The organism is Jeotgalibacillus aurantiacus (assembly GCF_020595125.1).
In the GTDB taxonomy this organism is placed as follows: Bacteria; Bacillota; Bacilli; order Bacillales; family Jeotgalibacillaceae; genus Jeotgalibacillus; species Jeotgalibacillus aurantiacus.
Window position 1 is genome coordinate 506,366 of sequence record NZ_JACNMS010000001.1, and the last position, 22,753, is coordinate 529,118.

At 42.8% G+C, this 22,753-nt stretch carries 27 protein-coding genes and 1 riboswitch; of the genes, 8 read left to right on the top strand and 19 right to left on the bottom strand.

Features of this window, described 5'->3' with window-relative positions:
- Positions 1 to 195: 195 nt before the first annotated feature.
- From H7968_RS02335 to H7968_RS02380, 10 genes are all read right to left on the bottom strand, one after another.
- Complete coding sequence (locus H7968_RS02335; RefSeq protein ID WP_227394633.1) at positions 196 to 717, bottom strand: AAA family ATPase; 522 nt, start codon at positions 715 to 717, stop codon at positions 196 to 198.
- On the bottom strand, positions 718 to 1,212 hold the full coding sequence (locus tag H7968_RS02340) for a GNAT family N-acetyltransferase (RefSeq protein WP_227394634.1): 495 nt from the start codon (positions 1,210 to 1,212) through the stop codon (positions 718 to 720).
- Positions 1,209 to 2,246: a bifunctional transcriptional activator/DNA repair enzyme AdaA gene (locus tag H7968_RS02345; protein ID WP_227394635.1), complete on the bottom strand. Its 1,038-nt coding sequence runs from the start codon at positions 2,244 to 2,246 to the stop codon at positions 1,209 to 1,211. The genes H7968_RS02340 and H7968_RS02345 overlap by 4 nt, the downstream gene beginning before the upstream one ends.
- Before the next feature lie 246 nt (positions 2,247 to 2,492).
- Positions 2,493 to 3,542 carry a DNA alkylation repair protein gene (locus H7968_RS02350; RefSeq protein ID WP_227394636.1) on the bottom strand — a complete coding sequence of 350 codons (1,050 nt, stop codon included), beginning with the start codon at positions 3,540 to 3,542 and terminating at the stop codon, positions 2,493 to 2,495.
- A gap of 79 nt (positions 3,543 to 3,621) precedes the next feature.
- Positions 3,622 to 4,119, bottom strand: coding sequence for a GNAT family N-acetyltransferase (locus H7968_RS02355; protein WP_227394637.1), 498 nt, complete (start codon positions 4,117 to 4,119; stop codon positions 3,622 to 3,624).
- A gap of 101 nt (positions 4,120 to 4,220) precedes the next feature.
- On the bottom strand, positions 4,221 to 4,874 hold the full coding sequence (locus H7968_RS02360; protein ID WP_227394638.1) for a Pr6Pr family membrane protein: 654 nt from the start codon (positions 4,872 to 4,874) through the stop codon (positions 4,221 to 4,223).
- A gap of 98 nt (positions 4,875 to 4,972) precedes the next feature.
- Positions 4,973 to 5,293 carry a hypothetical protein gene (locus H7968_RS02365; protein WP_227394639.1) on the bottom strand — a complete coding sequence of 107 codons (321 nt, stop codon included), beginning with the start codon at positions 5,291 to 5,293 and terminating at the stop codon, positions 4,973 to 4,975.
- Positions 5,290 to 5,592: a TIGR04104 family putative zinc finger protein gene (locus tag H7968_RS02370; protein ID WP_227394640.1), complete on the bottom strand. Its 303-nt coding sequence runs from the start codon at positions 5,590 to 5,592 to the stop codon at positions 5,290 to 5,292. The genes H7968_RS02365 and H7968_RS02370 overlap by 4 nt, the downstream gene beginning before the upstream one ends.
- Before the next feature lie 3 nt (positions 5,593 to 5,595).
- Entirely contained in the window at positions 5,596 to 7,401 is a 1,806-nt protein-coding gene (locus tag H7968_RS02375) for an ATP-binding protein (protein WP_227394641.1), read from the bottom strand.
- 4 nt (positions 7,402 to 7,405) lie between these two features.
- Positions 7,406 to 8,560 carry a beta-ketoacyl-[acyl-carrier-protein] synthase family protein gene (locus H7968_RS02380; RefSeq protein ID WP_227394642.1) on the bottom strand — a complete coding sequence of 385 codons (1,155 nt, stop codon included), beginning with the start codon at positions 8,558 to 8,560 and terminating at the stop codon, positions 7,406 to 7,408.
- 298 nt (positions 8,561 to 8,858) lie between these two features.
- On the opposite strand from H7968_RS02380, the gene H7968_RS02385 reads away from it, so the two are divergent.
- Complete coding sequence (locus tag H7968_RS02385) at positions 8,859 to 8,957, top strand: YjcZ family sporulation protein (protein ID WP_134373773.1); 99 nt, start codon at positions 8,859 to 8,861, stop codon at positions 8,955 to 8,957.
- A gap of 49 nt (positions 8,958 to 9,006) precedes the next feature.
- On the opposite strand, the gene H7968_RS02390 is transcribed toward H7968_RS02385, so the two are convergent.
- A complete protein-coding gene (locus H7968_RS02390) occupies positions 9,007 to 9,699 on the bottom strand; it encodes a nucleotidyltransferase domain-containing protein (protein ID WP_227394643.1) in 693 nt (230 codons plus the stop codon).
- Positions 9,700 to 9,925: 226 nt separating this feature from the next.
- Between H7968_RS02390 and H7968_RS02395 the strand changes: the two genes are divergently transcribed.
- Complete coding sequence (locus tag H7968_RS02395; protein ID WP_227394644.1) at positions 9,926 to 11,035, top strand: endonuclease; 1,110 nt, start codon at positions 9,926 to 9,928, stop codon at positions 11,033 to 11,035.
- 63 nt (positions 11,036 to 11,098) lie between these two features.
- Here H7968_RS02395 and H7968_RS02400 read toward each other — a convergent pair whose 3' ends face one another.
- A complete protein-coding gene (locus H7968_RS02400) occupies positions 11,099 to 11,605 on the bottom strand; it encodes a hypothetical protein (protein ID WP_227394645.1) in 507 nt (168 codons plus the stop codon).
- 187 nt (positions 11,606 to 11,792) lie between these two features.
- Between H7968_RS02400 and H7968_RS02405 the strand changes: the two genes are divergently transcribed.
- On the top strand, positions 11,793 to 12,299 hold the full coding sequence (locus H7968_RS02405; RefSeq protein WP_227394646.1) for a GNAT family N-acetyltransferase: 507 nt from the start codon (positions 11,793 to 11,795) through the stop codon (positions 12,297 to 12,299).
- A 31-nt stretch (positions 12,300 to 12,330) separates the two neighbouring features.
- On the opposite strand, the gene H7968_RS02410 is transcribed toward H7968_RS02405, so the two are convergent.
- The 5 genes from H7968_RS02410 to H7968_RS02430 form a co-directional block, all read right to left on the bottom strand.
- On the bottom strand, positions 12,331 to 13,371 hold the full coding sequence (locus H7968_RS02410) for an SDR family NAD(P)-dependent oxidoreductase (protein ID WP_227394647.1): 1,041 nt from the start codon (positions 13,369 to 13,371) through the stop codon (positions 12,331 to 12,333).
- A gap of 112 nt (positions 13,372 to 13,483) precedes the next feature.
- Complete coding sequence (locus H7968_RS02415) at positions 13,484 to 14,119, bottom strand: DUF1349 domain-containing protein (protein WP_227394648.1); 636 nt, start codon at positions 14,117 to 14,119, stop codon at positions 13,484 to 13,486.
- A 126-nt stretch (positions 14,120 to 14,245) separates the two neighbouring features.
- Positions 14,246 to 14,560 carry a DMT family transporter gene (locus tag H7968_RS02420; protein ID WP_264476596.1) on the bottom strand — a complete coding sequence of 105 codons (315 nt, stop codon included), beginning with the start codon at positions 14,558 to 14,560 and terminating at the stop codon, positions 14,246 to 14,248.
- Positions 14,560 to 14,895: a DMT family transporter gene (locus tag H7968_RS02425; RefSeq protein WP_227394649.1), complete on the bottom strand. Its 336-nt coding sequence runs from the start codon at positions 14,893 to 14,895 to the stop codon at positions 14,560 to 14,562. Before H7968_RS02425 ends, H7968_RS02420 begins: the two co-directional genes overlap by 1 nt.
- A gap of 61 nt (positions 14,896 to 14,956) precedes the next feature.
- Positions 14,957 to 15,062, bottom strand: a riboswitch (guanidine-I (ykkC/yxkD leader).
- A gap of 32 nt (positions 15,063 to 15,094) precedes the next feature.
- Complete coding sequence (locus H7968_RS02430) at positions 15,095 to 15,505, bottom strand: hypothetical protein (RefSeq protein WP_227394650.1); 411 nt, start codon at positions 15,503 to 15,505, stop codon at positions 15,095 to 15,097.
- A gap of 253 nt (positions 15,506 to 15,758) precedes the next feature.
- Between H7968_RS02430 and zupT the strand changes: the two genes are divergently transcribed.
- Entirely contained in the window at positions 15,759 to 16,622 is an 864-nt protein-coding gene (gene zupT / locus H7968_RS02435; RefSeq protein ID WP_227394651.1) for a zinc transporter ZupT, read from the top strand.
- 35 nt (positions 16,623 to 16,657) lie between these two features.
- Here the strand turns inward: zupT and H7968_RS02440 are convergent, their stop codons facing one another.
- Positions 16,658 to 17,404 carry a cupin domain-containing protein gene (locus tag H7968_RS02440; RefSeq protein ID WP_227394652.1) on the bottom strand — a complete coding sequence of 249 codons (747 nt, stop codon included), beginning with the start codon at positions 17,402 to 17,404 and terminating at the stop codon, positions 16,658 to 16,660.
- Between the two features lie 158 nt (positions 17,405 to 17,562).
- Between H7968_RS02440 and nagA the strand changes: the two genes are divergently transcribed.
- The 3 genes from nagA to H7968_RS02455 all read left to right on the top strand — a co-directional run bounded on the left by nagA (position 17,563) and on the right by H7968_RS02455 (position 20,431).
- A complete protein-coding gene (nagA, locus tag H7968_RS02445; protein ID WP_227394653.1) occupies positions 17,563 to 18,717 on the top strand; it encodes an N-acetylglucosamine-6-phosphate deacetylase in 1,155 nt (384 codons plus the stop codon).
- A gap of 155 nt (positions 18,718 to 18,872) precedes the next feature.
- The gene (locus H7968_RS02450) at positions 18,873 to 20,024 is read left to right on the top strand and encodes a GGDEF domain-containing protein (protein WP_227394654.1); all 1,152 of its coding nucleotides are present in this window, start codon (positions 18,873 to 18,875) and stop codon (positions 20,022 to 20,024) included.
- A gap of 119 nt (positions 20,025 to 20,143) precedes the next feature.
- A complete protein-coding gene (locus H7968_RS02455; RefSeq protein ID WP_227394655.1) occupies positions 20,144 to 20,431 on the top strand; it encodes a putative quinol monooxygenase in 288 nt (95 codons plus the stop codon).
- A 253-nt stretch (positions 20,432 to 20,684) separates the two neighbouring features.
- On the opposite strand, the gene H7968_RS02460 is transcribed toward H7968_RS02455, so the two are convergent.
- A complete protein-coding gene (locus H7968_RS02460) occupies positions 20,685 to 21,953 on the bottom strand; it encodes a S8 family serine peptidase (RefSeq protein ID WP_227394656.1) in 1,269 nt (422 codons plus the stop codon).
- A gap of 320 nt (positions 21,954 to 22,273) precedes the next feature.
- On the opposite strand from H7968_RS02460, the gene H7968_RS02465 reads away from it, so the two are divergent.
- A complete protein-coding gene (locus tag H7968_RS02465) occupies positions 22,274 to 22,567 on the top strand; it encodes a putative quinol monooxygenase (RefSeq protein WP_227394657.1) in 294 nt (97 codons plus the stop codon).
- Positions 22,568 to 22,753: the final 186 nt, after the last annotated feature.

The window sequence follows — 22,753 nt, forward strand, 5'->3', positions numbered from 1 at the left end:
TCAAGTGTTAAATCCTTTCATAATTCAAGCAAATAAAACCTATACAAATATTTGTGGAAATACTTTGTTGCTCCTCCATGAAAACACTCCTTAGCCCCGTTATATAAACTCTTGTGGCCAAGAAAGCAACAATCTATACGAGAACAGCCTTTTGAAAAAGTTACGCGCGCTCAGTCCCCCCTGTTCCCCACAACCTCACATCCCCCATTTGAACCTGTCACCCAACAATACCTCATCCACGATCAGCTCTGTATTGATCTTCGGCCTGTCTCCTGTTTCCAGAATCGCTTTCCACAAAAGTTCTTTATTTTTAAAATCGTTTAATAATTCTAGGCTCCTCTCACCCATCTGATGGTCAGGCTGCCTCATTTTATCCCGCTCTATTAATGTTTTTTCATCTGTCCACAGAACAATGTAAGAAAAATTGACGTTCTCTCCAAGCTTCTTTTTTAACCAGGCTGCTTCATTGGGAAAAGCGATATAATCAATGACGACATCGCAGCCAGCTTCTAGAAAGTTTAAGGTCAGACTAAGAATGTGTTGCCAGGTCAGCTGTGTCCCCTGTTCATCCCAGGGAGCCTGCTTACCGTTGATATGCATGTGATAAAGGTCATCTCCTGAAATATAGGCACTGTTTTCCAAGCGCTTTGAAAGAGCCTTTGAAACCGTTGATTTCCCTACTCCGGCAGGGCCTGTTATGACATATACGTTATTCATTCAGATCAGCTTCGCCATATAATATTCATCCGTCAACATGCCATCAATCATCAGTGATCCCTCTTTTACGCCTTCTACCTTGAAACCTTGTTTACGATATAAATGATAGGCTGCATCATTATGTTTGATCACTGTTAATTCCAGTCGCTTTAAGCCTTTATGTTTCGCCCATTCTGACAGATGGTCAAACAGCTTTGTGCCCACTCCCTGCCCGCGATAGTCCGCATCAACCCCTACTACCACCATCGCAGCATGCTGTTTCCGTTTCACACTATTGCCAATCACCGCTAAAAATCCTGCCAGCTGCCCGTCAATCTCAGACACAAAAAAGCTGGAGTCCTCATCTTTGGAAATACGCTCAATCATTTTTTCCTGCTGCTCAACCGTCATTTGTTTTTCACCAGGCTCAAACAGCATCATACCCGATTCCTCTATTCTTTTACTTAATGCTAAAAATGCCTCTGCATCCTTTATTTCAAGCTCACGAATCATCATTGTTCTCCCTTCTCATGTTTTAACAGCCATTCTTTTCTTGCGAGTCCTCCTGCATAACCACCTAATCCGCCGTCCCGCTGAATGACGCGGTGACATGGAATGATTAAAGCGAGCTGATTGGCACCATTGGCCCTCGCAACAGCCCGGACAGCTGCCGGATTTCCTGCATGGATGGCCAATTCTGTGTAGGATATGGTTTCACCACATGGTATTTGCATCAACTGATCCCAGACCTTTAGCTGAAAAGCTGTGCCTACGAGTTTTACAGGTGTTTTAAATTGAGACAGTATCCCCTCAAAATACTCAGTCAACTCACGCTGAATTTGACTGGTTATATGGTTCTCTCCAGGTAAAATCGCACGGCTTGTTTTCAATCTCAACCGTTCCACTTCCTTTTCAAGTCCTCGGCGATCTGTAAATTCAAGCAGCCATAATGCCGAATCATCAGCAATGGCTAGCATGGCCCCTAAAGGTGTGTCCAACCACGCTGCATATAACGGTTCCTGACCTGACTTGGCAGGAGGCGCACCCATGATGCGGCTAAATGCGTCGCGAAAGCCGCTTCCAGATTCATAGCCGGCAGACAGCTGTGCATCAATAATCTTTTTACCTGAACGTATGTCACCAAGCGCGAGGCCCATTCTTCTGGATCTGGCATATTCGACAAAAGTCATCCCATACCGCTTTTTAAACTGTCTTCTCGCCGTTGAAGAATCGATCCCAAGCTCTTTGAGGTCTGCTTCCTTCCAGCGCTTTTCCGGCTGTTCCTCCACCGCTTTAATCAGTTTTTCAATTACATCGGTTGTCTGGTCAGGAAGAGAAAGCGGCTTGCACCTCAGACATGGACGGTAAGAGGCAAGTAACGCCGACTTGGCATCCGGGAAAAACTCGCACGACTCAAACTTCGGCTTCCTCGCTGGACACGTAGGCCGGCAAAAAATCCCCGTCGACTTAATCCCTGCGAAGAAAATCCCCTCATATTCACGATTCCGCTCCACCAGTGCCTGATAATACTCACGTTCACGATTCTCCATGTTCAACACCCCTGATTTACGTTTGATACCTCTATCATAATGAACCTGATCTGGATGTGCCGCCGAAAATCAGGCATGGAAGTGGGGACGGAGCGGGTGTTCTTTTTTGGAAAAAGGAACGTCCGCTCCGTCCCCCTGTTCCTGAGTCGTTTGTCACTAAACTCACAAACCCTTCTTCTAAGCTCACGAGCTCAGTTCTTAAGCTGATAAACATGGTGCCTGACCTCACAAACTCACTCTCTAACCTCACATCACTTCAAAATCAGCACTCGCTGCTTCCACACCATTGATCAAAATGGTTATCGTATGAGTGCCGGGATAGTGTGTACGCGTGGTAAGATTGGCAAATGATAGTTTCCGCTCGAAATCTTTTTTCCCTGCCTTTGTCTCACCTTCACTCAGCTTAAAAACTTTGCGGTTACGGGTTCCTCTTTTTTTAACATAGTCTACCGCAAAATCTATTCTGAGTTTTTGTGGATCAGATGTCGTTAATGTTAATTGAAAGGTAAGCGTCTCCCCTATTTCAACAGATTCAGGGACATGAAAAGACTCCACCTTCACGTCATCACTTTTATTAAATCCAAACAGCTCCAATGCCTCCGGATGCCCCTTTTTCAAAAGGGTTCTGCAGGCATGTCTCAGGATCCACTCTGTATGCGGATGCTGCCCCTGATAAAATCTAACGAGACCCAGCACAAGTTCCGGGTGCGTTTTGGAAATGTCATTCAGATGATTGGCTACGCTTTTTCGCACATACAATGAGGGGTCCTGTATTAATGCTTTTAAAATCGGAAGAGATGGAGAAGGATCCTGAATGAGTGCGGGGATCGCCTGCCCCCACGGCAGTTTTGGTCTCGTACCCTCAGAAGCAAGCCGTCTGACATGATCATTTTCACTCCTTGCCCACCTTTCAATATAAGTAAAACACCGCTCCTGATCCTTTATTAAAAAAGAACGAATGGCGAATTCTGATGTCGAAAATGAAGTCAGTTTCTCAAGAGCAGTTAATGACCTCTCCCAATTCTCCTGCCCGTAGACTTCTATGTAATCTGGAAAAACGATTCCCGGCAGCCCATTAAAATCAGGTGCGATCCTCTCAAGCCAGTCAGCCGCCTGTTCAAAAGAATCCGGCAGAAAATCATGCATCGTGACAGCCAGCCTGCGAACCCTTTCCTTAAAAGAAAGATCGGCCCAGTCAGACGAATAAGCCTTCCCCCGAAATTCATCCGCTGAACCGAGGCGTTGACCAAGATTAGATACCCATTCATCTGTAAAAACATCTTTGATTAATGTCATGGTGTCCCTGCTTTCTTTTTTGATGGGGACGGAGCGCCCGTTCTTTTTCGGAAAAAGGAACGACCGCTCCGTCCCCCAGTCAAAAACTCCATTTATAAACCAGCAGCTTCAAAGGCTTGCCGCCGATTTGAATATCTTCTTCACGAACGAAAACAGCGCCGGAGGATTCATAAAAATATTTAGAGCCGTTGTCATCCAATACTTCAACAAACGCAGAGCCATAGCCCTGTTCTTTAAAGTAGAGAAACAATCTTTGCTGAAGAGCCTGTCCGATTCCCTGACGCTGGTATTCTTTCAGTAAATAAATAGCCGTAAGATCTGCAGTCCGTTCCGTTTTATTTTCCGGTCTTTTTCCTCCGTCAGCGAAACCGACAATTTCTCCATGTGCGTTTTCTGCAACGAGGGTAAGCTGATTTTGTTGTTTTAGATTTTTCTCCCACAGCTTTTCGCGCTGATCATACGATAATTTTTCAAGAAATGAATCGGGTACAATCCCTTTATAGGTCGTGCGCCAGCTGTCCACGTGCACCTTGGCGATTTTTGGAACGTCCTTGTTTGTAGCTGCTCTGATGATCATTGGACATAAGCCTCCCATCGTTTTTTGTAAATAATAAGAAAAGCACAGGAAGGTCTCCTGTGCTCTCTTTATTCTATATTGAAATAAAAATTCCTTTATTATTACTTCGCTTCCCTCAGTTTTTCAGGTGAGAAATGTCTTTTCGACTTTCTGAAACGCATATTTCTAATCAGCATGACAAGCATGGCAATAGTAAAGATTAAGAGAGTGAGAAATAAAGAACTGATGATCACCGGGATGTATCCTTCCGGACGAGGGTCGACAAATGGATAAGGATACCAGTCCGCAAATGGTCCGCGAACCAGTGTATAAATCAAATAAATAAGCGGATAGGATAGCCAGATTAATGTATGTTTAAAAGCAATTTTCACTTTTGAAAAAGCCCATACCCAATCAATCAGGGCGATGAGAGGCAAAATATAATGAAGCGTCGTATTTACCCATGGAACCGGTGTTTGAAGAGATTCTTCAAGCCCTCTCAAAAAGAGAAAATACACTACACCCGTTGTCATAATGAATGCAGTAGCTGCACCACGTAAAAGCTGGAACTTTACTGATTGAAAAACGTGACCTGGAACAACAGCACCTGCGAGTAAAACCAGGGCAATCAAAATATTGCTCTGGATGGTGAAGTAGCTGAAAAAATTAAGTACGATAAAATCAGCACGCGTGATCCCTTCAGCAAACTGAGCAACGATCGCAGCAAATCCCAGTATTGCAAAGAACAATCGAACAGTACGTTGAGCTGCATTCACAAAAAAACCTCCCTTTGCACCTTTTCTTAAACATAAGCGAGCAGGAGGTTTTTGACAAGAACATTTTGGTATTCACAATCAGGCCATACTTCTTACGATCACTTACCATTTCCAGCCTTTCGTTCTAAAGATTCCAGCTTTTCTTCGATACGATTCAGCTGCCTTCTTCTTCCCAGCAGCGATTTAACTACCATTGTTACCGTTATAACACTAAGAATCAGCAATAACATCATAATTATTTGATAAACTGCATCTCCCGTACTGAACCCTGCCATTCTTTTCACCTCGACTTTATTCTTACAATATGTATAAGATGATCCGCCTATTCTACGTGATTTGGAAGAAAAAGTTTCATGGGGACGGAGCGGGTGTGCCTTTTTCCTAAAAGGAACACCCGCTCCGTCCCCATGCGTCTTCACCACAAAGGCTCTTTCTCATTTGATAGTTCAATCGAAAATGGCACGATGACCATGACGATGATGATAACCGGAATGGCCAGCATCAGGTATGGAAAGCCGGCCAGGTCGAATAAAGGCCGGCCGAGCACAACGCCTAATAGAGCGATTACGTATATAAGGTTTGTCCGTTTTCCGGATCTCGTGGATAAATACTGGGGCGTTCCGCAGTAAAAACATTTCGTCCCTTTGGAATACAGCAGTGCTTTTTTTATCGATTGTGTAAATGTCCACCGTTTTCCACACGTATTGCAAGTTGGCATGGGTTATCTCCTTTTGTAACGGTTCTCTAGAGCGGGAACAGGCGCACCGCCTCCCTGTTTCTGTTCCTTATCTGCTGACTGATCTTCACTTTTGGGGAGAAGTACCGTTACTGTGGTCCCCCATCCCTGTTTACTTTTTACAGTCATTTTCCCTGCATAATCCTTGATCAGCTTAAAACAGATTGCCAGACCAATGCCGGTGCCTTTCTCTTTGTTCGTAAAGTACGGTTCTCCAATACGGGACATCCGTTTTCTGGATATACCTTTTCCATTATCGATTATGCGAATACGCACACATTCTTCAAATTCATCGATTTTAATTTTAATACTTCCATTGGTGGATAAGGCTTCGAGACTGTTTTTGATTGTGTTGATCATAACTTGTTTAAAGTGGGATTTTTGCATTTTCGTATAAATGCTGTTTGGCAGCTTGTTTGTGATGGAAATTCGCTTGTTTTGCTCCAGCGCAACAGGCTCAAACAGTAGTTTGACATTTCCGATTTCCTGCATCACATCTATTCTTGAATCCTCGGGATAATTTTGTGACACGACGGCTTCCGGCTTTGCCAATAAGAGAAGTTCTTTGAGCACCTCATCAATCCGGTCTATTTCATCAAGGATAATTTGTTCGTGCTCACCGTTCATATTCCTCTCACTCAACAGCTGAATAAAACCTCTGACAGTTGTTAACGGATTTCTGATTTCGTGTGCAATGCTTGCTGCCAATTCTCCGACAACCTTTGTCTTTTCAGTAGACAAAAGCAGTTCCTCGTTTTGCTTCTGATTAGTAAAATCGACTCCATAAAATAAAGTGTAGTTTTCTTCATCATTGAGTTCAAGATCTCTGAATCCCCATTGAATAAAGTGAACCTCTCCCGTTGGACGCATAATCCGGTGGAGGGTCTCATCCTTAGTCGTCAAACCGTATTCTTTTTGAAGCAGACTGAAATCCTGACAGAGCATGGCTTCTTTCTTAATGGAAAGGAGCTTACATATTGAATCATTGAGGCGAATCATTTGATTGTCTTTGTTTAATACCACAAGATAATTTGGATTAATATTCATGATGGTTTCAAGGAGGCTACTCTGTTTGTATAACCGGGTATTAGCATCATTCAGCTTATTTGATTGCATTTCAAAGAATCCTAAAAACAATAAAATAGCTACAAGGATGGAATTGAAGCTTGAAAAATATAGTGGAAGAACGCCAAATCCACTAAAAATACCGTTTAGAAAAACAAAAACAGCACCAAAAGCAAGTTTTGTATAAAATACCTTAAAGTAGTAATCATTAAGTTTTACGGTTACATTTAACAGAAAGAAGGTATTAATAAACACCATTAAAACATTGATTAAAAAGGTTGAATTAAGCGTCCCATAAACGGGAATTAAATGTTGTGGAGCAATATCTGTCTCGGGAACAACAGTATATCCAGACACTCCAAAACCGGTGAAATTGACCAGGTAAACCACGATACTGAAGCTTAGGAAGAGATAAAAGCCGTAGCGGTTAAAAAACCATCTGTAGCCTTTTACTTCCTGATTATTTTTCACCAGATAATAGCCGAAATAATACATTAAAGGCATAATCATGATGGGACCAATACGAAATATACGAAAAACAGTTCCGATAAAAGCTTCACTGAAAAATTCATCCGCGTACAAAAAAGCAATATCAATTTGCCACAAGCACAAGAACATGAGAAATAATGATAATGCTTTTGTAACCTCAGTTTTTGAATAGAAAGGTAAGGATGCTGCCACAATGGCCGGAATCAGCGAAATGGCGATCAACAATATAAATTCCAAGTTCTCACTCCCTTTTTATCACCATGCTGCTATTCGATCCTCCGTATCCCTGGGAAGTGATTAATACATGATTGATAGATTGATTGATTCGTTCAGTTACTATATTCATTGGTTTTATAACCTGTTTATCACAGTTTACAGTTGGCGGAATAAATTGTTCATTGATGCTGATCAGTGTCGATACAGCCTGAAACATGCCTGATGCTCCCATCGAGTGACCGACCATTCCTTTAATGGACGTGATAGGAATATCTCTTTCAGCAAATCGCTGCTGATAAATGCTTTCTTCAATTGAATCAATCTGTGTTATTCCTAATGCCTGACTGTTTATATAATTAGGATATCCTTCTGCCAGACACCGGTCAACTGCATATAACAATTGATTTCCATTTTTATCAGACTTATACGGAGATTTTGCGTCCTGACTTGAAAAACAGGCACTTACTTTCCCATATACCCGGGCTCCTCGTTTTATTGAGAACTCTTCACTTTCTAAAATCAGTACACCTGCACCCTCGGACATTGAAAAGCCGGTTCCTTTGAATGGACCTGGTGGTAAGACTGAACCCCGATGTAACACATTCAGCTTTGAAAAGCTTTCAAGAATTAAGGATTCAAGTGTTGAATCCGTTGCCCCGGCAATCACACGATCAACCTGTCCGGATTCGATCATCATTTTCCCAAGCTCAATAGACTGCAAACCAGAGGGACAGCTGTTGGTGAGACAATAGGAAGGTCCATTCGCCTTAAACGCTGCACTGACTGCTGAGGCTAACGAATAGCTGTTCATATTCCCGATATGAAAAATAGACGTCTCCTGCTCCTGATTTCGAGCGAGCTGAATCGTCTCGTCAATCGCTCCACCCGACGTTCCGATGATCACAGCAGTTCGGCCGTCCTGAACGTCAAAGCTTGCCATATTAACGGCTTCATGACAGGCATGAAGTAAGAGTCTTGCTGCTTTTGGAAGCTTTTTAAACACGGCTGGAAACAGGCTCATAGATATCTCTTCATCTTTGACTCTTCCTGTATAAATAAACGATTGCCCTAACTTTTCCTGTTTTAAAACGACCGTACCACTTTTTAAAATTGATGATAATTGACTAACACTGTTAAACCCCGGTCCAATAATACCGTATCCCGTTACGACTGTTGTCATCATGATCCCCCTGCAAATAAACATTTAATAGACCTATTTTACTATTAAATTTGCATAATAAATACATATTTTACAAAAAGGTATCGTAAATTATCACTTTCTGAGATTTTAACGAAAAAAAAGCCTTTCCTGTACAAAAAGGAAAGGTTTTTCGACAATCTTTTCCCGGGAAATAACTTGGCTATATTGTAACTGTGTTTTGATTTCGTTCTAATTCCTGCGGGATAAAGTTGAATCTCAAATCCGCCCTGCCAAAATCACTCACTGAACATATCCTGTTATAAAGGTGGTGATATCAGTGAGCTACGGACATGGATATGGGTACGGCGGCGGTTTTGCGTTGATCGTTGTTTTGTTTATTCTGTTGATTATTGTTGGAGCAGCCTATTTCAAATAAGAGTAAAAAGGTCAAACATCCGGCACATGTCCGGATGTTTGACCTTTTCTTATCCTGTATAACCATCAAACAGTCTGCCACCATACGGCGCAAGCTGCTGGTCAATAAACTGAATCAGGCTGTATTTATTTTGTTTTTTATAATAGTCATTTAAACATGCGTTTAATGATTCACAGATTTCAGGATCGAAGGTTTTGAGGGATCGGTAGACCCATTTCCCTGTCCCGGTCCAGCAGCGGTTCATTCGGAGTATAAAAAAGTGCAGTACCTCAATCAGGGAACAGACTGTAAAATCATTCTCTTCTTTATGTGAAGATGCTTCTAAATCGGTCAGCATATCTGATATCACATAGCGCAATTCGTCAACCCTGTAGGAAGGAAGCTCATCCGGTCCCTCTATCAGCAACTGCTTTCCTTTATCAATCATGTCCTGAGCAGCTTTGCCTCCGCGAAGTATGAATCCTTCAGCGCACATTCTAATAATAAGCGGGATTCCTTGCTGTTTTTCTATATAAAACGTATAGGGGAGGGATTCACTTGAATAAATAAAACTCTCTACAGGTTTCCCTTCATAAAAAGCAGATTTCCTGTAGGATTGTTTTGAATCAAGAATAAATAGATCGAGGTCTGAGGATGCCGTATGATCTCCTCTGGCAAAGCTTCCGGATAATAAAGCCACTTCACAATCAGGAAAATGCGTCTCTACATATTTTTCAGCAATGGACAGTACTTGTGTCTCCAACGATGACTCCCCTCTCTATTTCAGCATCACTCATAATGTATGCGAGAGGACACAATGATAGAACCGGATCCGCTAGCTTTTAACAATTAGAAATAAAAGTAAATAACACATTAGTATTTTATTATTTATTTGTAAATTCACTTTTTAAGGAAGGAGTTTAGCGTAAGATGGTGAAGAATGTCAGTGCCTGCTGGCAATCAAAATCATCTAAGGAGTTGTTCAACAAATGAAAAAAGCAGTCTTGCTCGTGCTTAGTCTTGTGCTTTTGATCGGAGGTCCCGTCGTTTCAGCGGCAACCTTCATAAGCGTTCAAGAAGCGTTAACAAAGGCAAACGGAACAAATGTATCAGTAGGAGGATACATTGTCGGGGTTCCGGTATCTACATCAATGGTCCAGCAATCCGGGTTCACCAGCGATTACGCATTAGCTTTAGCTGATGATCCAAATGAAAAACAAATAGCAGATATGATTTTTGTAAAATTGGATTCCCAGTACCGAAGTGAGTTTGGATTAATGAGCAATCCATCAAATATGGGCGATTTTATTCAAGTTGATGGTACACGGGACGACTACTTTGCACATGAAGGAATTGAATTTGTCACATCCATTTCACGATCTACAGCAGATGAACCCGCTCCAGAGCCCGGTACTGGCGGAAGCGGCTATTATGCTGACGCGAACGGATTATCAGGAACAGCTTTAAAACAGGCATTACATAATATTATTGATGATCATACTGAAATTTCTTATAGTAACGCGTGGGATGCCCTCCGAAATACAGACGAAGATCCTGCAAATCGAAATAACGTGATTCTCCTGTACACTGGTAAATCCATTTCTAAATTTGATAATGGCGGGCTGGTAGATGAGTGGAACCGCGAGCACGTTTGGCCACAGTCAAAAGGTGATTTCGGTACATCAATGGGAACTGGCACAGACCTCCATGCTTTGCGTCCCACAGATGTGACAGTTAACTCTTCAAGAGGAAACCTTGATTTTGATTTCGGAGGAAGCATCCATCCGGAAGCGCCGGACACTTTTTATGATTCAAATTCATGGGAGCCGCGCGATGAAGTAAAAGGTGACATTGCCCGTATGGTATTTTACATGGCTGTCCGCTATGAAGGCGATGCTGGCGAAGTAGACCTTGAAGTACTTGACACTGTCAACGTTGCAGGCCCGTACCTGGGTAAACTGTCCACATTGAAACAATGGCACGAGCAGGACCCGGTTGACGCATTTGAGCGCAATCGTAATGAAACCATCTTCAATGACTATCAGGGAAATCGCAATCCTTTTATTGATCATCCGGAGTATGTAGAAGCAATCTGGTAAGAAACAGGGGGACGGAGCGGGTGTTCATTTTTCCAAAATGGATCACCCGCTCCGTCCCCTATTTTAAAGATTTTTCAGTTTTCGCACCGAAGTATGCAAGTCATCCTGCAGCGCCGTCAGCCTGTCTTTAAGTTCTCCTCTTGTTTTCCAGGAATGGTCAAGAATTTCGTTCAATTCTGTTTCGTACACGAGAAAGTCTTCCTGCATAAAGGTAATCAGCTGACTTTCAGCTGCATTTTGCTCAACGATCATGGTTGATTCTTCATTTAGCTGTTCGCGCACCCTTGCGATTTCATCCCGAAGATTTTCCAGTTCTCCCCTGTTCACGGTTGTTTCTTTTTCAGTAATCCATTTCTTTTCAAGCGCACTTGCGATTTGAGTTTTATAATCTGTATCAGCCAGTTTTTTCACTTCCGTCAGGTCCTCCGTAAATTCTTCAAGCTCCTGTTCCTCCGTCTGCAGGGAAACCTGCTTGTTCATACTGAAAACAGAGTAAGGATACATAAATTGAATAAACGAAAAGCTGACAATCAACACGGCACTGGCTACTCTCTTTTTTCTCAGCCTCATATGAACCCTCTCAGCTGTTTTTTTCGTAAGTCTAACAGGGAGAAAGCTTTTTCTCCAACCCAAACAGGCGATTCAGATGAGAATCGTGCTATGGTAGGAACTCCTTCTGTCAAACGATTTAGAAAATCAGCACTGTGTAAACCAACCAAACGTCCCGTCACTATTTCATTACAAAGGAGAAATTAATATGAAATCATTACTCACAAACAGACTCACTATTCGCAAATTAACCGTAGAGGATGCTTCTTTTATTTTCACTTTGCTAAACGACCCATCCTGGATTGAGTACATAGGAGACCGCAATATAAGAACTGTTGAAGATGCAGCAAGCTATATTCTAAATGGCCCTGCTGCTATGTATGACCAGTTTGGTGTCGGTCTTTGTTTGGTTTCACTGAAAGAAAGTGGTATCCCCGTTGGTTTATGTGGTCTGATCAAACGTGACTATCTGGATGATTTCGATCTCGGCTTTGCATTTACACAGGAGCATCAGGGTAAGGGCTACGGTTTTGAAGCCGCTAAAGCTGTGCTGGACTATGGTTTGGATGAACTGCACCTTTCTAAAATTGTTGCGTTCACAACAATGGATAACCACGGCTCCTCGGCACTTCTTAAAAAGCTTGGCATGACTGAATCGGGTACGATCACCATTCCTGGAGATGATGAGAAATTAAAACTCTTCATTACTGCATGAAAAAACAGAGTCCACTCCCGGACTCTGTTTTTTATTCAAAGTATTTCCCTATCATCATACTATACTGGTCGTCTGTCAGCTTAAACGCCGGGTATCCGGCATCTTTCAGCAGCTGCTGTGTATTGCGGTTATGAAAAGTGACCGTTCTGGAAAGGTAGGTGTGAAAGACGCTCATTGGCGCGTTGATCACTTCATCCTTCTCCGAAAGCTCAGCAGGATTACCCGTTATATCAAGGTTTTGCACGCCACTCTTTTCTTTAATCCACTCTACCACCTGTTTATTTTCAGGCGCATGATTGTTTGAAATGTGATAAATGGTTCCTGCCTTAGCATGCAAGGCTGCGGCTGTCAGAACGTCCACCACGTGATTGACCGGCACGACATTATTCGATGCCCCCGGATCACTGAACAGGCGAATCGTGTCTGACGCATTCACTCGGCCACGGCGGATTAATTTCTTCAATAGAGCAACTGCTTTTAATAAACCATATAAAGCAAACGTTGTATTTGCTTCCCCCGTTTCAGAATCGCCTACAATAATAGCCGGACGGAAAATGCTGACCTTCAGTTCGTCTTTCTTGTCCATTACGAGGTGTTCGGCATGATTTTTACTTTCTTCATAATCATTGACGAATTCACGGTTTTTAACATGCAATTTTTCATCTGCTTCATTTTCAAGTCCTGCAGTATAGGCAGTGCTGACATGATAGAAACGCGGAATCGCAAGCTTTTTGGCAACATCAAGCGCATGCCTAGTTCCTTCAACATTAACAAAAAACGTTTTTTCCCGGTCATCCGGATCAAACGACAAATAAGCTGCTGTATGATAAAGAATATCCACTTTGCTATTCAGTTCACTTACTTCTTCTTCAGACAGCCCGAACATTGGCTGTGTGATATCTCCAAAAACCGGACGAATCCGGTCTTTCTTTTCTTTCTCAAGCACTGTTAAAAAATCACTGAGTTTCTTCTCATTCCGAACAACCGGAAAAAGGTTATGCCCCTTTTCAAGTAATGAATGCATTAGCTTTGTGCCTACAAAACCAGTGGCACCTGTGATCATGATGTTCATGGCAAACTCCTTTGAAATCTTGTATAAACACAGTATAACAAAAGGTTGACGGAAGCTCTCCTCAAAAAAGAACCGGCTGCTTCATCTTCGAAGGCAAACCGGTTCCTCTCGCTTATAAATACGCCTCAGATGGATCATCCGACAGCTTCTCAATCTTTAAATAGTCAAATTGAACAAGCTGGTTCTTACCCTGAGGACTGCACGCGTACAAGCCAGCCTTTAATGCAGCACCTTCCGGCAAATCCAGATGAGCAATCCTGATCTGATTCCATGTCTCGCCGTCCCACGAAAAATCGGCATAAGCGTTTAGTCCAATTCGGGATAGCCTGAAATAAAGTTCTACTTTTTCAATATCTACAAACTGCGTTGACCAGTCAGAAAAGCCCCTGTTCGTCACGACTGCCCCGAGCTTGCTTTGACCATCAGGGATGTATTCAAGTGAGGTTTTCAACCAGACATCCTCTGAAAAACGAAGCATTAATCCAGCCTGGTCATATTTTGACTGCGGCACTGCTCTTACCTTAGTTGTCATACGGAAGTTTTCATTGGTCTCAAAAGCTAAAAAATGTCCGTTATCCGCCTGAAAACCGTAATGAGTCCGCTGCCAGTAATCCGTATTTTCATCCGTCTTAAACTCAAGCTGACCCCTTTCCTGATCAACCTTCCACTCAGCCGGTTCATTCTCCCATTTCAAATCAGAATGAAGCTCTGACCGATCAAACTGCTCATTTAACAAAACTTCTACCATGATGATTCCTCCAACTTTGTCTTGATTTTTTTATTTTAATCAAATGGAGTGTATTTGGCGAGTTTGAGCGGGGACGGAGCGGGTGTTCTTTTTTCAAAAAAGGAACACCCGCTCCGTCCACTTTAATCAGGAAACAAGCTTCAACCCAATCGCAGCTGCAAGGATTAAGGCAATGAAAAAAATTCGTTTTACTTCCTTCGGTTCACCATAAAAAATCATACCAAGTATCGCTCCGCCTGATGCACCGATACCTGTCCAAATCGCATAGGCAGTTCCCATCGGCAATGTCTTCATCGCTTCTGAAAGCAGCAGAAAGCTTCCTGCAAATGCGCCTGCCAGATACAGAAAGGCACGGATCGTTTTTTCCTGATTTAATTTGTTCATCATCAGAACACCTGTCATTTCAAATAATCCTGCTAATATTAAATAAATCCAAGCCATTATGCCCTGCTCCCTTCTGATTCATGACTGTCTGAAACTAATTTCAAACCGATTACCCCAATTAATAAAACCCCAATCAGCCCTACTTTTAACCATTGGAACGGCTCGTTAAATAGTAAAATATCAACGACCACTGTTCCGGCTGTCCCAAGTCCGACGAATACTGCATACACCGTACCAACAGGGAGATCCTTACTTGCATTGATCAGTAAATAGAAGCTGATCGCAATAGCTAAAAGCGTTCCGCTCCATTCCCATAAACCCTCTGCATACTTTAGACCAATCACCCAGCACACTTCAAAAACCGCAGCAATTAACACTTTAATCCATGTCACTTTCTATTCATCCTTTCTTATATTCAAAATAAAAAAGCCCGGGAGATCCTGTTTGTCAGTGATCTCCCGGGCTTTTGTCCCTCCGTGGCACAAAGGCAGAGTCCGCCTTCGTGAGCCTTCTCTCGGACCAGACCAGTAAATGCTGCGGAACCCTAGAAAGCATATATTATTTAGCATTATAGCAAATTTCACATCAATTTCAACCGGGGGACGGAGCGGGTGTTCCTTTAAAAGAGTTCCGGGTCATCAACTGATGCAAAACTGTGATCATAACCGGTATTCCAATGACATATAATCCAACATTCCAGATGTTCATATGTTGTGTAACGGTTACCTCTCCCCATTCGAGTATGGCTCTTCCTGCAGTTCCTCCTATTGCTCCAGACAAACTCAGCAGCAAGACGCGGCCACTTTCTTTTTCATTGTAAATCATGCTTAATATCCAAATCGAGATACCTAGAAAGGATAATGTCATGTAAAGAGATGCCCAGTTGGAAAAGGGTAGATGGTAATCAGCTGTAAACATAGTCGTATTTACGACCATTAAAAACACAATGATCCGTAATGATTTTTTCTTTTGCCGAAACACTTCGCGGTCTGAATCTTTCACTAACATTCCTCCCTCATTAAACTGATCTATTGTACGCACTCCACTCATTATAATCCATAAATAACCATCCTTCTATTGCATAATCGAAAGAACTTATCATGAACATCCTGAATATCATGAATTCACAGATCTTTTTCTACAGGCACAAGTGTTTAACCTAAACATGTTTATTACACACAAACAAAAAAGTTGCCTTAGGTCAAAAATATGATATAGTATCATTAGAATTATTTTAATCTAAAGGAGAATGACCATGGATAATGCGATCTTATATGCTTTTCTGTTAACGCTTTTTGCCGGATTAGCTACCGGGGTCGGAAGTTTGCTTGCCCTGTTTGCCAAGCGGACCAATACAGCCTTTTTATCTGTAGCACTCGGATTTTCAGCTGGGGTGATGATTTATGTCTCCTTTGTTGAGATTTTCCCAAAAGCACTGGATGAGCTCGTCGCTGTTCATGGAGAGCAATCCGGAACACTTTATACAGTCATTGCTTTTTTTGCCGGAATGCTATTGATCGGGCTGATCGATAAGCTCATTCCTACGGCGGGAAATCCACATGAAAGTAAGTATGTTGAAACGGGGTCTGCGACTGGGAGCGCGGCAGCAGAATCGGCTGTAGCAAATGCGGACGTTCAAAAAACAGGTCTTTCTCACAAAGCAACAAACAGACTGAAAAAAATGGGTGTCTTTATGGCGCTTGCCATCGGCATCCATAACTTTCCTGAAGGGTTGGCCACCTTTATTTCAGCGATGGATGATCCGGCCATTGGCCTTGCCATTGCGATAGCTGTAGCGCTTCACAATATTCCGGAGGGGATCGCCGTATCTGTTCCTATCTATTACGCAACAGGTTCTAAACGAAAAGCATTCAGGCTATCGTTTCTGTCAGGCCTTGCAGAACCTGCCGGCGCACTGATTGGGTTCTTGATCTTAATGCCGTTTTTAAATGATACAATTCTTGGACTTGTTTTTGCCGCAGTTGGAGGCATCATGGTCTTTATTTCACTCGACGGCCTCCTTCCAGCTGCACGTGAATACGGAAAGGCGCACCACGGAATGTACGGAATGGTTGCCGGTATGATTGTAATGGCATCAAGTTTGATATTGCTTATGTAGAAAAAACCACCGTGTGCGCTGGCACACGGTGGTTTTCACATCTTCTTGCTTTGCTGAAGCAGCTTCGACTTTCCAGTCCGCTCCCAATCCTCCACTGTTTTATAAGCATCCTCAGGCGTATATCCTTTTCCGACTAATACACCCATGAGGATAAATTCCTGAAGGATATGCAGGGCATTCACGCCTCTTTTTACATCCTCAAGCCCCTCTTCTACAAGATAGGACGTGTGCATGACCCACTCATCAGGCGTTTTGCCGAAAACAGAATCCTGCTTGTGGTGGTGAGCAGCTTCTGCGTCTGCTTTCGTCTGATGAACCGTTCCCGGTGGATGATTCGGTGGCGCATAGATGGAATACAGCTTCAGTGGAATGGTCCCAGTATTGACAAGGTTATGCCATGTTCCGGCTGGAATCAGGATCGCACTGTCGTCCATCACCATTCTCCTGAAAGGCAGCTGATCTTTTGATTTCCCCATCATCACCATTCCCTGTCCCTGCTCTATTCGCAGAAACTGATCCACGTCAGGGTGCATCTCAAGCCCGATATCCTCACCCGGGTTCAGACACATCAGCGTTACCTGAAGATGAGTTCCTGTCCATAAGGTCCGACGGAAAGCCGTATTTTGGAGCGTAGCCTGTGTGATGTTTATGGTGAATGGGTTTGGGCCCTGGTCAGAGAGTGGCGGGTTTGGAATAGGTGATGGCTGATGCTGATAAAAAGAACCTGTGTTCATACTGTTTGACGGGTAGGGAACCTGATACATATAATTCTGGCTATACATATTAAACTCAATCCCTTCAGGCGTGATGAGCTTAGTTTATGCGTGATGAGTTCAAAAGGTCATTCTTTATCCCATTTCCTCAGTTAACTTATCTGTAAGTCTGTATGGTTTTTATAGTAGTTAATTCAGATGAATAAAATAAAAACAAGGAGCTTCCCATGACTCGACCATTCATGATCCAGACTAAGAAAAATAAGAAAGATTGGTTTATTCAGATTGAAAGTGGAATGATTTCCAAGGTTAGTTTCAGCGAGGATGATTGGGATGGCGAGATGCTGCGTTTGCCTGATGGATACCACCTTCTTCCTGGCTTTATTGATCCACACATCCATGGTGCTTTTGGAGCGGATGTCATGGACGCAACTCCGGAGACGCTTCAGACGATAGCTGATGGTTTGTTAAAGGAAGGTGTAACAGGCTTTCTCGCTACGACGATGACGCAAAGTAAGGAAGCAATACGCGATGCTGTAAGGAATGCCGGGACTTTTATGAAGCAGCAAATCTCTGGCGCGTCACTTCTCGGTGTTCATTTAGAAGGACCCTTTTTATCACGCGAGAAAGCAGGCGCACAGGATCCTGAACTCATGTCAGAGCCGGATGAAAGCTGGTTCGATCACCTTCTTGAAGTGTCGGATCACTCGATCAAAGTCGTCACGGCTGCTCCTGAGATTGCTGGTGGACTGTCGTTTTTCAGTAAATATTCTCATAAACTTGTGATGTCAATCGGTCACTCCAATGCTACCTACAATCAAGCACTGGATGCGCTTGAAGCAGGCGCTTCACAGGTCACACACCTGTATAATCAGATGAGCGCTTTTCATCACCGGGATCCGGGTGTAACCGGAGCCGCCCTTCTTCATCCTGAATTGAAAGCAGAGCTGATTGTGGACCTGATCCACTCTCACCCGGAGGCTGTTCGTTTAGCCTGGTTACAAAAAGGAGCGGACGGACTGATTCTGATAACCGATTCAATGCGGGCAAAGGGATTGACGGATGGTCGATACGAACTTGGCGGGAATCCGATCGAGGTTCAGGGAATGCAAGCACGACTTGAGGATGGAACACTAGCCGGAAGTGTTTTGACAATGGAAAAAGCAGTCCAGCATATCATGGCACTCGTTGAACCCTCAGAGGAAGAGTTGATTAAAATAACGTCGCAAAACGCAGCGAAACAGCTGGGAATTTTTCATCACAAAGGGAGCATCGAAACAGGAAAAGATGCTGATTTGGTCGTGCTGGATGAACGCTATCAAGTAGCCATGACCATTCAACGAGGCGATATTGTTTATCAAAAAAGTAACCTGCGAGAATAGAATGATACAGCCTTATCCAAAATAAAAAACCGGAGCACACCGGTTTTTTATTTTTTCCCATATATATAGTATATTTAACCTATAACTTTTATACTATTTAAGTTATAATAAGAGTAAGGTTATTTGTAAAAATTTACGATAAAGGTGTGATACTTATGGTCAGCCTTGATACGATTACCCTGGCACTTGTCATCAGCATGCTGGCTCTTGTTTCAGCAGTGGTGATGACAATTACATGGAGAATGAACTCTGATGAGAGAGGGCTTGGTTTTTGGGCATGGGGAGCCATCATCGGAGGTCTTGGATTTATGATCATGTTGATCATGCCGACAATCGGAGCTTATGCGATCGTCATTAACAACGTGGCATCTATTACCGCTCCCATGCTGATACTTGAAGGTATTATGAGATTCCGTAACTACGGCAAGGAAAAATGGAGAGTCGTAATCTTGGTTACTGTTATTTTGTACGCAGTGACGATTGCTTTTATTAATAAAGACAACACGACAGTTCGTTACCTGTTTCATGATTCACTTGCTCTTATTATTTTCTTCTCGTCAGCATATGTTTTAATCTGGCGGACCAGTGGTATTGAGCGCAAAATTTATGGACTTTCATCAATAGTCTTTACGATTATTGGCGCTTTTTTTATAGGAAGAATGATTTTAGCCAGTCAGGGTGTTTTTAACAATGGCGTTGATCACGTTTATAACACCTACTTATTCATGGTCATTATACTGTGGATTATTGGCTGGACTTACGGACTCAGCCTGGCCGTTAACTATCGCGCTCACCAGCGGATGATGAGGATTGCGAGTCACGATTATTTGACCGGTCTTCCAAACCGGAAGTATTTAAACGAATTTTTACATTCAAAAATTGATCAGTCGCTTTCCTCCAAAACACCATTCACACTTTTTCTGCTGGATTTAAATGGCTTTAAGCAGATCAATGACACATTCGGGCATGGATTCGGAGACCGGGTACTTATCATGATGGCCGATGCAATCCAGGAAACGCTGGGTGAAGAGGATTTTGCTGCACGCCTTGGCGGTGATGAATTTGTTATAGTCCTGCATGATATCAGTACACCTGAACAGATTAAGTCCGCTAAAGAAAAGATCAGGATAACGATTGAACGTGAACGCCCGGTCGCCGGAAGACTGATTGAACTCCGGACATCTATTGGCCATGCAGGATTCCCTTCAAACGGAAGTGGAATCGATGAAATTCTTCATCAGGCTGATTATTTTATGTACAAAGAGAAGATGATCGATCGGGAGTGCTCTGTTGTTAAAGAAGCATAATCATGATTGATTTTCTTATTATTAAATGAAAAGATTGGAGCATATTATCATTGTTTTAAAGGAGCAGGAACTGAATCCGCGATTGGCTTTGTTATTCTGACAGTAATGAGGTGACGAAAATGAATCAATTTGTCTTATTCGGAAAGCTGACTGCCATACAGGGGCAGCGGCACCAGTTATTAAAGATTTTAAAAAAGGCTTCTGAGGAAATGGTGAAGCTTGAAGAGTGTGAGATATACAGTGTGAGTTTTACTGAAAAAGAGCCGGATGCTGTTTTTGTGTACGAGGTTTGGGAAAATGAAGCTGCTCATCAGGCATCTCTTCAACTGGATATTACACAAAAGATGATACAGCAGGCACGGCCGGTCATTGCGAAGATGGAACGGCTATATACACTGGAAAGTTGAATACGATTGTCAGATCAGACCGGAAACGTGTGTTTTCCGGTTTTTGTTTGTTAAACGGTACATTTATCAAAACCTAACGAAGTGACCGGAGTATTGAACGAACCAAAGCAATGATTGATGGGAACCTCTTTAAAACCGCATGAACTAAATACATTACTATGAACTTTAACCAGAACTACATGAAATTTCCGATGGTATTTAATCCGTAAAACGTCAAAAAGCCCGGAGTTTTCACCCCAGGCCTGTCCATTATTTAGTTTACTTTTGCAAATCCGAATCCTGATGCTAAATCATCGCCAACAGCTGCACTGCGTCCGCCGAGGATGTCATTCGCTTTTGCACGGTTTTGAAGCTCTGTACGAAGTTGAACGTTTGAGAACCCAGGGTTTTCAGCCCATACTTTTGCTGCAAGTCCTGCAACGTGTGGTGATGCCATTGATGTACCACTGATTGTGTTATAACCACCATTTGGCCACGTTGAGAAGATTGCTGCACCAGGAGCCGAGATTTCAACGTCTCCTTCCTGGATTACATAGTCACCGTCTCCTCCACGAACACCGCGTGATGAAAAGTCCGCTACACGATACGTGCCATTTTCAAAGCGGTTTTCAAGCGCTGCTACCGCAATTGCATTTTGCAGTCCACCCGGATAACCAATTGATCCTACGCGGAATCCTGAGTTACCGGCAGCTGCTACAACTAAAACACCTTTACCATATGCATAGTCAACTGCATCTGCAATCAGGCTGTTTTTCACAGACGATCCAAGAGACATGTTGATCACTGTTTTCGTTCCAGTTGCCACTGCCTGATCAGCAGTATGGCGGATGGCTGCAGCGATATCGTCCGAGTAACCTGAGCCATCATCACCGAGGACCTTATATGCCCATAGATCAGCATCCGGCGCTACGCCATAAACACCTGTGCCGTCACTGCCACCATCCGCAAGTACTGAACCTGCTACGTGTGTTCCGTGACCGTCTACGTCGTTACAAGATCCGTTAACAAGCGGCGTTGCCTGTGTGAAATCCTTACACTGTTCGACAGTTCCTGCAAGGTCATGGTGCCCTGTGAATACACCAGTATCCAGAACGGCTACATTGATTCCTGATCCACCTGAAGTTGAAGCTACATTTGCATCGTTATAGATTGCCTGAATCCCCCAAGGTGTCTGGTCAGCAGGTGCTGAAAATGCTGCCGTTACATTTTCTTTATTTCTATAAGTATCAAGTTGAACTTCTTCGACTTTTGTTAATGTAAGATTTTTATTGTTTTGAAGGGCATTAAATTGTGCCGCGTTCATGTCGGTTGAAAAACCATTCGCGCTTAATTCCCAGCGTGAGTCATATTGTTTTTGAAGTGCTGCCTTTGTTTGCTGAGCAGAACCTCCTGTTACTTCTACGTAGACACGGAATTTCTCACTATTGCTTACCTGAACGTCCTGTGCTGCGCTTGCCCCCGCTGGCGCTGCCAAACTTGCAGCCAATAATAAACTCATTACAATACTTCTTGATTTCTTCATTTCCCCGACTCCTTTTGTCAAAATATTTTGTGATTAGTATCATCCTAACAGAGGTTAAGTCTGTTGTTTATCGGGAAATTTAGCGCGTTTGGAATAGGGTGAAGGGGTATAAATCCCTTTAAATGTAACTGTTTTCCCGAACTATCTGGATTTACAAAACTATTATGTTGGGAAAATTCTGATAATATATTGCATTCGATTGACTACTGCTTTATGATTTTTATGATCGAATCTCCTGATTTTTTAACAAAAACTTATCAATTTTACTGTTTTCACTCATTGGTAAAAAGTGTATGATGATACTAAAAGGGGTAAACTAGATGACACTTTACGGTGGGTACGGCAAGATCGTTGCTGAAAAAGGAAAGAGAGAAGAATTAGCCAACCTTCTAACAGAAGCCTCCAGGGAAATGGTAAAGAAAAAAGAATGTGAAATCTTCAGCGTCAGTACCTCAGATGAAGATCCCGACGCGGTTTTTATATATGAAGTGTGGACAAGTGAGGACGCACACAAGAGGTCGCTGAATCAGGACGTTACACGTACACTCGTATCGAAAACACTACCGATCATTACAGGGATGGAAAGGCTGTATACATTAGATGCAAGAAAGTAAATATGAAAACGGACAGCCGCTGTTATTTAGCGGCTGTCCATTTTTTATGTTATTTGTACTAAATGATTTATAGAAAAAGATGATAATGCCCCTAGTAACAAAACAAATAACACGATCAAAATCATTTTCTTTCAAATTCTTCTTTCCACCTTACCTAATCGACTTAAGATATAGACAGAGTCATCC